This is a genomic window from Arthrobacter sp. TJ-236 (assembly GCF_058269235.1).
In genome coordinates this window covers 60,465-73,766 of the sequence record NZ_JBZCNI010000003.1, presented here as the reverse complement: position 1 = coordinate 73,766, position 13,302 = coordinate 60,465, and the positions used below count along the sequence as shown (strand labels likewise).

Genomic DNA, 13,302 nt, shown 5'->3' with positions numbered 1-13,302 from the left:
TAACTGATTATGGGTTTTTTTGAGACGATCCTGGCGCCGTTCAGGTGGCTCGTGTCGTGGATCATGTTCATGTTCCACGAGGGGTTCACCTTCCTCGGCATGGATCCGGCATCGGGGTGGACCTGGGTGCTGTCGATCGTCGGTCTCGTCGTGGTCATCCGTGCCGCCCTGATCCCCGTCTTCGTCAAGCAGATCAAGGCGCAGCGCGGCATGCAGGCCCTGCAGCCGGATCTGCGGAAGCTGCAGCAGAAGTACAAGGGCAAGACGGACCAGCTCTCGCGCCAGGCCATGACGCAGGAGCAAATGGCCCTGTACAAGAAGCACGGGACCAACCCCTTCGCCGCGTGCCTTCCCATCCTGATCCAGATGCCGTTCTTCTTCGCGCTCTTCACCGTGCTCAACGGGATCTCCCGGGCCAGCGAGGAGGGCACCGAGATCGGTGCGCTCTCGCCGGAGTCGGTGCGCCAGTTCGATGCCGCCACGATCTTCGGCGCCCCGCTCTCCTCGACGTTCCTCGGCAGCTTCGGCGCCAACGGCAACATCAGCGTGATCATCCTCTCGGTCGTGATGATCATCGCCATGACCGCTTCGCAGTTCATCACGCAGAAGCAGATCATGGCGAAGAACATGTCCGAGGAGGCCATGCAGAGCCCCTTCATGCGTCAGCAGAAGATCATGCTCTACATCCTCCCGCTGGTTTTCGGCATCGGTGGCATCAACTTCCCGATCGGCGTGCTCGTGTACTGGACGACGACGAACGTCTGGACGATGGTGCAGCAGTTCTACGTGATCCGTCGGATGCCCACGCCGGGTTCGCCCGCCGCGAAGGCCCTCGCCGAGCGTCGCGCCAAGAAGGGACTGCCCATGGTGCCCCTGCTCGGTGAGCGGAAGCCGGAGCCCGTGGTCGAGACCGTGCCCGAGCCCAGGGTGCAGCGCGTACAGCCCCAGCGGAAGAAGAGGAAGAAGCGATGACCGTGGACAACGAAGAGCAGGTTTCCGAGGCGCCCGACACCGAGGTCGAGCCCACGGTCGGCGGACCTGACGATGCGCCCGAAGGCTTACTCGACGACGCCGAGGGCGGCGCATCGGATCAGGAGTCGACCGGGAGTGGCAAGGCTGCCCGTCTGGATGAGGAGGGCGACGTCGCGGCCGACTACCTCGAGGAGCTCCTCGACATCGCGGACATCGACGGTGACATCGACATCGAGGTGCGCAGCGGCCGGACGTACATCTCCATCGTCTCGGAGGGTAGGCCCGACACAGGCCTCGACGCCCTCGTCGGAGAGGACGGCGAAGTCCTCGAGGCACTGCAGGAACTGACACGGCTGAGTGTCCTGACGGCGACGGAGACGCGGTCCCGGCTCGTGCTCGACGTCGACGGGTACCGGAACCAGCGCGGCAAGGAATTGACGAAGGTGGCCGAGGACGCCGTCGCGAAGGTCAAGGAGACGGGCGAGGAGATCGCCCTTCCCCCGATGTCCGCCTACGAGCGGAAGATCGTCCACGACGTCGTCGCTGATCTCGGATTCGTCAGCGAGTCCGAGGGTGAGGGTCAAGCCCGGCACATCGTCGTCTCCCCGGGCGATGACTGACGACGTCACGCGCCCTGACGTCGTCGTACCCCCGCTGACAGCGTCCGAAACCGATGCAGCGGCATCGGTGTTCGGCGAACGTGTCGGACTGGCCCATGGCTTCGTCGAGCACCTTGCCACGAGCGGGATCGAGCGAGGGCTGCTCGGTCCGCGCGAGGTGCCGCGTCTGTGGGGGCGGCACGTGCTCAATTGTGCCGTCGTCGGAGAGCTGATGGATCAGCACTCCTCTGTGGTCGATGTAGGGAGTGGAGCCGGGCTCCCGGGGCTCGCCATCGCGATTGCGCGACCTGATCTGGAACTGCATCTCGTGGAGCCCCTGGAGCGGCGGGTGACCTGGTTGAACGAGGTGGTCGCCGAGCTCGGGTTGGTGAACGTCACCGTGCATCGTGCACGTGCAGAGCAGGTCATCGGTACCGTGAGCGGCCGGTACGTGACGGCTCGGGCCGTTTCCGCTCTCTCGACACTCGCGGGATGGACTCTTCCCCTCGCGACGGCCGGCGGCGAGGTACTCGCAATCAAGGGTCGGAGCGCGGCCGACGAGGTGGAGAAGGCTCGCAAGCAGATCAGGAAGCTCGGTGGAGGTACGCCTGAGATCCTTCAGGTCGGCGGCGCACTTCTCGAGGAGCCGACCACGGTGGTCCGTATCCCCCTCCGGGCACGATGATCGGTCGTGTCTGACAGTTCGGCTCGGCCGTTCGGCGATCGAGGACCCGACGTCCTGCGGCTAGGCTTAGGACGAACGTCGACCAGCATGTGAGAGTGAGTTCCGACAGTGACCATCAAGGACGGATCCGTCGTGGCGGCCGGCTCGAGGCTGAGTAACGCTGCTTCACTGGCCGTCGGCCTTCGCGAGATTCAGCCCGGAGTGTTCACCGATCCGGCCAATACAGGCGTCACAGCGCCGGAGGTACGGGTAGTGGCAGTTGAGACACCCGTGGCGCGGCCCGCGAACAAGGGAAAGAGCGTCATGGAGGCGATGGACGAATCCTCACCCCTCGGTAGGGAGCTCGCCAGCGAGACCAGACGCCGTGAGAAGCTGCAGGGCAAGCAGCTACCGAGGCCACAGCACACCCGGATCATGACGATCAGCAACCAGAAGGGTGGCGTCGGGAAGACGACGACCACCGTCAACATCGCCGCCGCCCTGGCAACGGCCGGTCTGCAGGTCCTGGTCATCGACATCGACCCACAGGGCAACGCGTCCACGGCTCTCAACATCGATCACCACGCCGACGTCGATTCGATCTACGACGTGCTGATCGACGACGTTCCCCTCGCCGACGTCGTCGCCCCATGCCCCGATGTGCCGAACCTCATCGTTGCGCCGGCCACCATCCATCTCGCAGGCGCGGAGATCGAACTCGTGTCCCTCGTGGCTCGGGAACAGCGACTCCGCAGGGCGATCGACGTCTACGCCAAGGAGAGGGAGCAGCGGGGCGAACAGAGGCTCGATTACGTGTTCATCGACTGCCCACCCAGTCTCGGGCTCCTCACCGTCAACGCTTTCGTTGCTGCTCAAGAGGTACTCATACCCATCCAGTGCGAGTACTACGCCCTGGAAGGCCTGAGCCAGCTCCTCAAGAACATCGAGATGATCCAGAAGCATCTGAATGCCGACCTCTCGGTGTCCACGATCCTCCTGACGATGTACGACGGCAGGACCAACCTCGCGGCCCAGGTTGCCGCGGAGGTGCGCGAGCACTTCCCGAAGCAGGTGCTCAAGGCGGTGGTTCCCCGTTCTGTGAGGATCTCCGAGGCTCCCAGTTACCAGCAGACCGTGATGACGTACGATCCGTCGTCGAGCGGGGCGCTCTCCTACCAGGAAGCCGCCGCAGAAATCGCATCCCGCTCCTAGGCCAACGTCGTATCCGGTCAGCCGGGCGAAGAGTAGTAGAGGGACGGAGCAGGGTTCCGCCCCCGGAAGGAACAACATGGTAGAGAAGCGACGCGGTCTCGGACGGGGACTGGGAGCTCTCATTCCCAGCGGACCGGCGGAGGCTGCTCACGAGGCCCCCGCGCCTGCAGTACCCGTTGAGGAGGCTTCGCCCAGGCGTGACGACCGCCCGTCGGGACGCGAATCCGCGACTCAGAAGAAGCAGTCGGGACGTCCGGCCGACCTCTTCTTCGAGCGCGTGACGGAGGAGGATGTGGTCGACCAGCCACGGTCCTATTCATCGGCCCTGCGGAGTGGGATCAACAAGAACGTCCTCGACGCGCAAACCAAAAGGGTTGCGAAGACATCGGGTAGGAAGACGACGGCCTCGCGACCGTCGGTAGGGCGGGAAACGACAGAGGAAGTCGCACCAGCTGCGGGGTCGACGACGTTGGGCGGTGCCGAGCGGCAGGACCACTCGTCGGCGACCGAGCACCCTCGATCAGCGTCGGTGTCTCTCGATGGTGAGTATCGTGAGAGCGACGCGTCGACGTCTGTCGTCACGTCCGGTGCAGAAGGTGCTTCATCGCCCGAGAGCTCGATGACGGCCGACTCGACTCTGTCATCAGCGGCCGGGACGGAGAGCGGCGAAGAGGTCGCAGCGGCGGAATTTGGCCGGACCGTTTCACGTGAAACCGCCGATCAGGGCCTTGCGCCGTCCGGGGAAGTGCTCGATCCTGTACAGTCACGCAGCGACGAGGGTTTGGTGGAGGTACCCGGTGTCACCTTCGCCGATCTGCGCCTGGATGACATCCACCCGAACCGCAAGCAGCCCCGAGTGGAATTCGATGAGGATGAGCTCGCCGAACTGGTGCATTCCATCAGGGAGATCGGTGTCCTGCAGCCGATCGTCGTTCGACCCTCCCAAGAAGGCGGCGACGCAACATATGAACTGGTCATGGGTGAGCGTCGGTGGCGGGCATCGCGTGAAGCCCGGAAGGAGACCGTTCCCGCGATCATCCGGTCGACGCTCGATGACGACCTCCTGCGCGATGCGCTTCTCGAGAACCTCCACCGTAGCGCTCTGAATCCACTCGAAGAGGCTGCTGCCTACCAACAGCTCCTCGATGATTTCGGGTGCTCCCATGATGAGCTCGCAGGACGGCTCGGTCGCTCTCGCCCCCAGATCTCGAACACGCTGCGCCTCATGAAACTCCCCCCGCTCGTACAGCGGCGGCTTGCCGCGGGCATACTCTCAGCCGGTCATGCCAGGGCCCTGCTCGGTCTGGAGGGCGCGGCGGAGATGGAGAAGCTTGCCCAGCGAATCGTCGCTGAGGGGTTGTCCGTTCGCTCCACCGAGGAGATCGTTGCGCTGAGCGGCGGATTGCGGAGAGCGACCAGGGCAAACGCACCGCGTGATGGGGCCAGGCACGAGAGGTTGGATTATCTCGCCACGTCGCTCTCGGACCGCCTTGATACCAACGTCAAGATTACTCTCGGCGCCAAAAAAGGTCGGGTCAGTATCGAATTCGCAAGCGTCGATGACCTCAACCGGATCGTCGGTGTCCTCGCCCCTTCGCCCGATCAATAGAGCTTGAACGGGTTGCGCCCTCAGTGCGCAACGGTACAGCTGACCCGCGCCGGGGGCTCTGTACCGCGCGGCTTGTCGATGCGCACGTCTGGAGTCTTACTGGCATTGATCCCCGTTTCACGTGGAACGTTGTGCGCCCTGTCGGAGGGATCTGCGAGTCGGAGACGCGATCGAGGGCCATAGCGATGAGTGTCAGCGTGGAGCGCCCTGTTCTATGGGACCCCAATCGGTGCTGGTGGCTGGTACACCGGTACCGCGGGTGTGCCCCACATCGCGCTGTCGTGATCGCGTGGAACCGTTGGCAGATCGAGTGGGCGGATGCCTTGGGCCCACTCCTGTGGCGCTGCGGGGTCGACCTCGGATCGACGGTGAAGGCCTGCTGAGCGGCCGTTATGCACCACAGAACTGCACACAATCGATCTGTGTCACGTGAAACAAGCACAGATGCCTCCCACAGGGCAGGCCGGTCGAACATCCTTTCTGACGCGAGAAGGTCGTCGCCAAGGTGTTAGTCTTCGGCGGTCGGGGTAATTGCCCGGCGTTCGAAGGCGCTCAGAAGTGCACGGCAGCCGGTGGGACGACCGACTCCTACCTTTCCTAGTTGCCTCCGATCAAATTATGACCGGTTTCCGGTGCCTATCCCGAGGAGCTGTTGGACGCTTCGTCGGCCGACTGGTTGCACTCGCACCGCCGCTGGCACCCCTCGCCTACCATTGGCGACGATACCGGCGTGATTAGAGGGTGCGGCAGCCTCCTGAGGTCAGAATTCCAAGCGAGTGAAGCCGAAGGGTTTGGCTGACCGGTCACTCGAGAGTTGTAGCCAGCGTGTCAGGAGGTTTCACGTGAAACACGGCGCCATCGCAGAAGTTTAGTGGTCGCAACTCTCGCCCGCGAGCGAGATAGACGGGTGCGGCGGCGAATCGTGCGAGCACCCGAGCTTCTCGAATGTGGTGGTAGATCCACAGGGAGCTGCGAGGACGATGCGCAGATCACGGATCGATTGAGCGCAGCGTTCAGCCGGCGATTCAGACTGAACTGGTGATCGTTCAATGAGCCCGGACGTACAGGCAACGTTCTGGCTTGAGATTGTTCCAGCTTGGCTGAGTTGTCGACGGCACCTTCGCACAGCGCCTCGTAGGAACGCGTTGATCCTTCTTCCCGTTTCACGTGAAACCCCTGATTGCTACTCCTCGGACGGCGGCGGATCACCGATTGGAAGTTTCTCACGTGGTGCGAGCGCTAGACGTGGCCCGCTGCGGCCGTTGTAGGCACTAAAGATCTAAACGGTTGAGCGAGTTGAGGTTCCCGTCGCGCGCCGGACGAGCTGTGATGAGCGCCGGTGCTTGCCAGAGGAGGCACCCGAATCGTCCGCCGTCACGTAGCGCGCCACGTCTCGCGCCACGTCTAATCCTGGCGGCGGGCGACATTTTTTTGTCAGTGACCGTTTCGCCTACCACGTGCAGCGTCGTACGGTTTCACGTGAAACTTGCTATGCATATGTTGTCAGATCGTCCTTACTAGCGGCGGGAGATGCCGCCTGGCAGCGGGTCAAGGACGTCGGGTGCAGGCTTGAACACATTGACGGCGGTAAAGGGGTCGATTCTCTGTTGCACGGCTTCATCGGTGCGGCCTTCCGAGCTGCATGTCGTCACCGGAATCCGGAACCTGAACGAGAACCAGAGCGAGAACGAAGATCAGTACGAGAACGGAAACCACGACTAGAACGTCCCAAGAGTGAAATGAGCAAGGAGCGTAGGTGTGGTCTCGCCCTGCTGATTACCCACGCGCCGGCTGGACGCAGTTGGGTAACTAGGAGTGTTCCTCAGCTACGCGGTCCTGGTAGGTCGCCGTACGCTGATGACCGGCTGGCCATGGGCTGTGTTTCACGTGAAACTGCTCCGTACGCTGGCGACTATTTTTCGGTTGTCCTGTACTTCTGGCGAGAACGATGCCAGCGCCCGTCAGCGGAGAGGCATCGTCAATGCCGTGCAGTCCTGCAGAGGAAGGCGTAAAGGCAATTATTGGACCGGCCCTTCGAATTCTTGCGGGTGGCAGGTAGCGACAGATATGCGGTCTCTCTGGCGGCGGCGATCCGGCCGTTTCGTTGGTCGGCTTGCTCCGTCCTCAGAGCGGCAGCCGACTTCTGTACTCGTCGGATGCCCACCACGTACCAGCTCGGATGCGCACGTCATACCAGCGGCAACCCTCGTAGTCAGGAGATTCCTTGCAGATTTCCTGGCTTTGCCCGGCTTTGTCGCTTCTGCTGTTCTATGGTCGCCCCCAGAGTCACGATCTCTTCACCGGTGGTCCGGCTAGGCGTGCTTTCCGTGATGCGTCTCTCAACACGAGTGGGCTCTGGGGGTGTGCCCTACACGACCACTGTATGGCGCTTGGTTCCGGTGACCGGCGGGAGAGCAATGTTTTGATTGGGCGCAGAGCTGTTCCACGTGAAACCGACGCGCTGGTCGAACCATCGCGCTAGTTCCGCCGCGGACCCGACGCGGGGCGTCCGCGCCTTCACCTCACGGCCGTTCTCAGGCGTCGACTCACTCGTCGACGCCGATCATGCATGCGGTTCGGCTTACAGGAAGAGCCCGTCGGCATGGCCGACGGGCTCTTCCTGGGACCCGCGCGCAGGTCGAGCTGTTTGAATCAAGCGATGAAGGCTGCGAACTCCTGCTCGAGGACCTGCTTGGGCTTGGCACCGATGGACTTCGCCGCGACCTCGCCGCCCTTGAAGACGTACACCGCAGGAATCGAGGTGATTCCGTACTTCGCGGCGATGGCGGGGTTGTCGTCGACGTTGACCTTCACGACGTCGATCTTCTCCGCGTGCTCGGCTGCGATGTCATCGAGGATCGGGGACAGCATGCGGCAGGGGCCACACCACTCCGCCCAGAAATCGACGATGACCGGCTTCTGTGCCTGCAGGACATCGGCGTCGAAGGACGCGTCGGTCACATCTTTTGCGTTGCTCATGGCATTACTCCTTGCGGTTGCTGAATCAGAGGGAAGCTATTTCGGAGACTGCTTCTGCGGGCGGGGTGGGGACGCGCGCAGCTGTCTCGGACGAGGGCACGGTGTCAGCCAGGTAGTGCTCCACGTCGAGGGCTGCGACACAGCCGCTCCCCGACGCGGTGATCGCCTGCCGGTAGGTCGGGTCGATGACGTCGCCCGCGGCGAACACGCCGGGAATCGAGGTCTTCGACGTACGCCCCTGAACGGCGATCGTGCCCTCACTGGTCAGTTCGAGCTGGTCCTTCACGAGATCGACGCGAGGATCGTTGCCTATAGCAACGAAAATGCCTGTCACCGCTATGTCACTCGTGGTGCCGTCCACGGTGCTCGCCACGGTCAGTCCGGTGACCTTCTCGGCGCCGTGGATACCCACGACCTCCGCGTTCCACAGGAATCGGATCTTCTCGTGGGCGAATGCGCGGTCCTGCATGATCTTCGAGGCGCGCAGGGAGTCCCGTCGGTGGATGACGGTGACGGAGCGCGCGAACTTCGTGAGGAAGAGTGCCTCCTCCATCGCGGAATCGCCGCCGCCGACCACGGCGATGTCCTGATCCCGGAAGAAGAAGCCGTCGCACGTGGCACACCAGCTCACACCGTGACCTGATAGACGCTTCTCGTCGTCGAGCCCGATCTCGCGGTACTCGGAGCCGGTGGAGATGATCACGGAGCGGGCCAGGAACACCTCGCCCGTGGCGATGGTCAGCTTCTTGATGTCGCCGGACAGGTCCGCGGAGACGACGTCCTCGTAGAGGATCTCCGTGCCGAAGCGCCGCGCCTGCTTCTCGAACTGATCCATCAGATCGGGGCCGAGTACGCCCTCGGGGAAGCCCGGGTAGTTCTCGACGTCGGTGGTGTTCATCAGCTCACCGCCCGCCTTGACCGAGCTGGCGATCATCACGGGCTTCAGATTCGCGCGCGCCGTGTACACGGCTGCGGTGTAGCCGGACGGACCGGAACCCACGATGATCACGTCGTGGATCGTGGTCCCGGCATCGGGCCCGTCGGTCGTGGGGACCTCGACTGGGACTTCGGTGTTCGTTGTCACGTTCTCGAAAGACCTTTCTGTCTTGTCATACGCTGCGCAGCCCATGCTGGGCGGAGCCGCGAACACTCCCCACAACGGTGCCGTGCAGATGCTTATTCCGCCTGCATCTCCTCAAGGCAAGGGTTGCCCGGAGGTGCGTGTCCGCATCACTCGACGGTGATCTCCGCGATCCGTAGGCCGAAGGGATACTGCGCCTGGATGTTGGACAGGCGTGGGAGCTGCGTGAAGTTGACGATCACGTACCGACCCGTCCGGGGCCCGTCCGCGCCGTCAGGGATGGGCAGGGTGACCGTGGGCGCCGTGAAGCCGCCCTGGGCGATCTGCTCTGCGCCCTCGAGCGTCGGCTGGTCATTGACCAGCACGGAGAACGAGCCGCCGGATCCGTTGAGCTGGGCGATGCTCACCGATGAGACGGTGGACTCCTCCTCGAGCTGCAGGACGAGAGCGAGATTCGTCGCGAGTCCACCGAAGGTCTCACTGGCATAGACCTGATTACCCCAGAAGGTGGACGGGTTGCCGTCGATGATCAGGGGCAGTGTGGTGTCATTGGCGGCATCGAGCCCGGGGTTCTGCGGCACGAGCCGCGAGATACCTGTGACCACGGGTGTGACTGCCTCGGGGGTCGGCTCAGCGCTGGCCGTGGGCGCGGCGGGCGGAGCGGTGTCCTCGGGCGCTTCGGTGGTGACCTGCTCGGTGGCCCCCCCGCCATCGGCCACCTGTGTGCCGCCGGAGATGGTGCTCAGTTGCGTTGCCGCAGCGAACACGGCCACGACGAGCACGATGGCCATGACGACCCCCACGAGCACACGGGTGAACGTGCGACCCCCTGACGGGTTGTCGTTGTCGTCGTACTCGTCGCCGTCGTACACGTCGGCATCGTCGGGCGTGCGATGGGTGTCGTTGTCGCGTCCGCCCGAGAGCGGGAAGCGGGCGGCGGCGCGTTCGGGCTGGTGCGAAGCGGCAGCCGCGGCACCCGCGACGCCGGCGGCACCGACGGCGGCAGCGCTGCGGCGGTCACCGTCGTCGTGCCGGCGGCGCTCGTGGTTCTGCCGGTCGTCAGGTGACCCGCCGCCGGGCGCTGCTGCGGACGCTCCGCCGGGCCTGTGCGCGGGCGGCGGTGGGACCGTGTGGGAGGAAGATCGGGGCACGGGACCGGCGACGACCGGCGGCAGCCCCGAGGTGTCGTCGTCCTGCAGGTCGTCGTCCCGCCCGTCCGCCGAGGACGAGTGCCGCCCGAACCGGCGTGAGAGACCACCGAGGCGCGACCGCCGGGGGCGCTCGTGGTCCTCGTACTCCTCGTCGTCGTCGTACGTCTCGGGCTCCGAGGACCGCGGGCGGCCGAAGATCTCGGAGCCGAGGGTGTCGGTGAAGAACGGCTCGATGTACGGCGCATCCTCACGGCGGGCCTCCTGCTGGACGATGAGGTCCAGCATGTCCACCGCGGGAGCGCGATTGGTGACGAGGTAGGTTCCGCTATCGGTGATGCCGAGATCGAGGACCTGGATTCTGCTGTCGCGGTCACCCGTGGCGAGCTCCCGCGCGCTCGTGGCGACTTGCGAGGCATTGCCGGCGGCCGCGACGAGGATGCTGACGGGCCGGTTGAGCACCTGATCCACGCCGTCGAGCACGAGATCCTTCTCAGCAGATGCCAGCACGTAGGCGGTCACCTTGTAACGGCCGCCCAGCACCGAACCGACGTCTACTGCTTCTGGCACGTGTTCCTCCCCGGCGACACCTGGCTGATTTCTCCCCATGCTACCGGTCGGTCGGCGCAATGCCGGGCGCCTGCGTCAGGCGCCACTCCGGCGGAATCTCGCGGTGAAGGGCCGCAGGAACTCGCCCAGTTCGGTCACGCGGAGCAGCTTCAGCATCAGGAGGTACACCAGCATCATGACCACTCCGCCGAGGGCGAGGACGACGACGGCGTTCAGTTTCGACTCCCACAGGAAGCCCTCGATCTCGTACCCGCCGAAGGACCAGCACAGCGCGCTCCCCGCGATCGCGGCGACGATCCCTGCGAGAGCCAGCTTCACATGGACGTCGAAGACGTGCCCGGCGCCGTAGGAACCGATGGAGCGCGTGAGGAAGACATGACTGACGACGACGGCGATCGCATTCCCGACGGAGTAGGCGACAGCGAGCAGCGGCACGATCAGGCGGGGGTCGAACATGCCCGCGATCAGTGCGAGCACCACGCCGACGACGGACAGGATGAGCTGGATCTTCAGCGGCGTCCTCACGTCCTCACTGGCGTAGAAGACGCGATTGAGGAAGAAGTTGGCGCTGAGGAACGGCGCTCCCACGGCGAGGATCGCGATGACCACACCATTGATGGCCGCGATCTCGGGAGACTCGCTGAACAGCATGCCGAGGGGGCCCGCGAACGTGAGCAGGGCCGCCGCGCCGAACACGGTGGCGACGCCGATGATGCGCAGGCCCTCGGAGAGCGTGGCCCGGACGGCGGCCAGGTCGCCGTCCGCGTGCGCGGAGGAGAGCTGGTTGAACATCACCGTGGCCAGGGACAGGGCGATCACGGCGTGCGGCAGTTGGTACACCATCGCCCCGATCTCGAGGTTGGTCCATCCTGCGATCTCCACGGGCGGGTCCTGTGCGAGGAACCTCTGGCGCGCATCCGCGGCACTGGTGGCGACACGCAGGTTCACGAGGTAGAGACCGTTGCCGATCAGCATGGTGACGATCGTGACCGAGGCGAGTCGGCCCGTCCGGCCGAGGCCCGTTCCGCGCACACCGAATCTCGGGCGCAGGCCCAGCTTCAGGCGCTTGAGCGGGACGATCAGGACGAGCGCCTGCATCACGATGCCGAGCGTGGTGCCACCGGCCAGCAGCAGGGTCTGGGTCAGGGTCCAGGTGTCCGGGCTGTGCCTTTCCGCCTGCTCGCCCCCGATGAGCACGATGAAGAGCACCAGGAAGGCGATCGACACGATGTTGTTGACCACGGGTGCCCACATGTAGGGACCGAAGGAGCCGTTGGCGTTGAGGATCTGTCCGATCACGGCGTAGATGCCGTAGAAGAAGATCTGCGGGAGGCACCAGTAGGCGAAGACCGTGGTCAAGGTGAGGTTGGCGCCCGTGAAACCCGTCGTCAGGGACACGATCACCGGGGCGGCGAGTGTCGCGAGCACGGTGAGGACGAGGAGGGCCGCGGCAGCGAGCGTGAGCAGCCGGCTGACGTAGTCCGCCCCGCGGTCCTGCTGCCTGCTGGCCCTGATGATCTGCGGCACGAGCACGGCGTTGAACACGCCGCCCGCGAGCATCAGGTAGATGAAGTTCGGCAGGGTGTTCGCCGAGGTGAAGAGGTCCGACACCTGCCCGGAGGCACCGATGGCCGTCGCGAGGAGGGCGACGCGGACGAGACCGAGGATGCGTGAGACCAGCGTGCCCGCGGCCATGATCGCACTCGAGCGTGCGGTCGATCCGCTCGTCGTCGGACCGGGTGCGGATGCCGCCGGTGAGGGTGCGGCTCGTCCGGCGTCCTGCGAGGGGATGGAGGCGGTGTTCGTGTCAGACATCGTTCCCATCGTCTCACCCGGCGGGCGACGACGGCGCGAGCCGGGCCCGCACACACCGCCCCGACGCGCTGCCTAGAGGTGTTCGGGCAGGACCTCGCGCGCGAGGTCGGCGATACGCCGCTCGTTGGGGAAGGACAACCGGCGGCCGAGCTCGTGCAGCGGCACCCAGGCGACGTCCACGGCCTCGTGATCGGGATCGTTCTCGATGGTGAGGAACCCGCCGGTGCTGATGAGCAGGAAATGGTGGACCGTCTTGTGCACGCGGTGGCCACTCACCGTGAACCAGTAGTCGATGCTGCCGAGGGCGGTGACGATCCTGCCCTCGATGCCGGTCTCCTCGGCGATCTCGCGGACGGCCGCCTGCTCGCTGTTCTCCGAGCCCTCCGGGTGGCCCTTGGGGAGGCACCACTCGAGGCGACCGCCACGGTTCAGCCGGGCGATGATGGCGACGTCGAGCGTGTCCCGGGCGGTGTCCACGACGATCCCGCCGGCCGACACCTCCTCCACCGTGGGTAACTGGTGGTGCACGGCAGGCATACCCGTGGTTCCCATTGACACTGTCAACGGGGTGCGTTTCGGTGCACTTGGAACGGGTCGGTCCATGCAGACCACTCTAACGATCTTTCCCGGGACGCCTTAACGGTACGGAACCC

At 64.8% G+C, this 13,302-nt stretch carries 10 protein-coding genes; 5 read left to right on the top strand and 5 right to left on the bottom strand.

The genetic code is table 11. From position 1 onward, the window contains the following. The first annotated feature begins 9 nt into the window (after nucleotides 1-9). From yidC to AC4D16_RS12520, 5 genes are all read left to right on the top strand, one after another. Nucleotides 10-972: a membrane protein insertase YidC gene (gene yidC, locus AC4D16_RS12540; protein WP_490949892.1), complete on the top strand. Its 963-nt coding sequence runs from the start codon at nucleotides 10-12 to the stop codon at nucleotides 970-972. Further along, nucleotides 969-1,592, top strand: coding sequence for a Jag family protein (locus tag AC4D16_RS12535; protein WP_490955248.1), 624 nt, complete (start codon nucleotides 969-971; stop codon nucleotides 1,590-1,592). Before yidC ends, AC4D16_RS12535 begins: the two co-directional genes overlap by 4 nt. Continuing rightward, on the top strand, nucleotides 1,585-2,256 hold the full coding sequence (rsmG, locus tag AC4D16_RS12530; RefSeq protein ID WP_490949894.1) for a 16S rRNA (guanine(527)-N(7))-methyltransferase RsmG: 672 nt from the start codon (nucleotides 1,585-1,587) through the stop codon (nucleotides 2,254-2,256). Before AC4D16_RS12535 ends, rsmG begins: the two co-directional genes overlap by 8 nt. A gap of 303 nt (nucleotides 2,257-2,559) precedes the next feature. Beyond that, nucleotides 2,560-3,447 (top strand): ParA family protein, encoded by an 888-nt coding sequence (locus AC4D16_RS12525; RefSeq protein WP_490950129.1) that lies wholly within the window; start codon nucleotides 2,560-2,562, stop codon nucleotides 3,445-3,447. A 529-nt stretch (nucleotides 3,448-3,976) separates the two neighbouring features. Further along, on the top strand, nucleotides 3,977-5,056 hold the full coding sequence (locus tag AC4D16_RS12520) for a ParB/RepB/Spo0J family partition protein (protein ID WP_490955489.1): 1,080 nt from the start codon (nucleotides 3,977-3,979) through the stop codon (nucleotides 5,054-5,056). A gap of 2,652 nt (nucleotides 5,057-7,708) precedes the next feature. On the opposite strand, the gene trxA is transcribed toward AC4D16_RS12520, so the two are convergent. From trxA to AC4D16_RS12495, 5 genes are all read right to left on the bottom strand, one after another. Then, the gene (trxA, locus tag AC4D16_RS12515; protein WP_490949896.1) at nucleotides 7,709-8,035 is read right to left on the bottom strand and encodes a thioredoxin; all 327 of its coding nucleotides are present in this window, start codon (nucleotides 8,033-8,035) and stop codon (nucleotides 7,709-7,711) included. A gap of 25 nt (nucleotides 8,036-8,060) precedes the next feature. Beyond that, a complete protein-coding gene (trxB, locus tag AC4D16_RS12510) occupies nucleotides 8,061-9,053 on the bottom strand; it encodes a thioredoxin-disulfide reductase (protein ID WP_490955488.1) in 993 nt (330 codons plus the stop codon). Between the two features lie 212 nt (nucleotides 9,054-9,265). Beyond that, nucleotides 9,266-10,834 (bottom strand): ABC transporter substrate-binding protein, encoded by a 1,569-nt coding sequence (locus AC4D16_RS12505; protein ID WP_490955247.1) that lies wholly within the window; start codon nucleotides 10,832-10,834, stop codon nucleotides 9,266-9,268. Between the two features lie 75 nt (nucleotides 10,835-10,909). Continuing rightward, entirely contained in the window at nucleotides 10,910-12,649 is a 1,740-nt protein-coding gene (gene murJ / locus AC4D16_RS12500) for a murein biosynthesis integral membrane protein MurJ (protein ID WP_490955246.1), read from the bottom strand. Between the two features lie 72 nt (nucleotides 12,650-12,721). Further along, nucleotides 12,722-13,252 (bottom strand): NUDIX hydrolase, encoded by a 531-nt coding sequence (locus tag AC4D16_RS12495; protein WP_490949899.1) that lies wholly within the window; start codon nucleotides 13,250-13,252, stop codon nucleotides 12,722-12,724. Nucleotides 13,253-13,302: the final 50 nt, after the last annotated feature.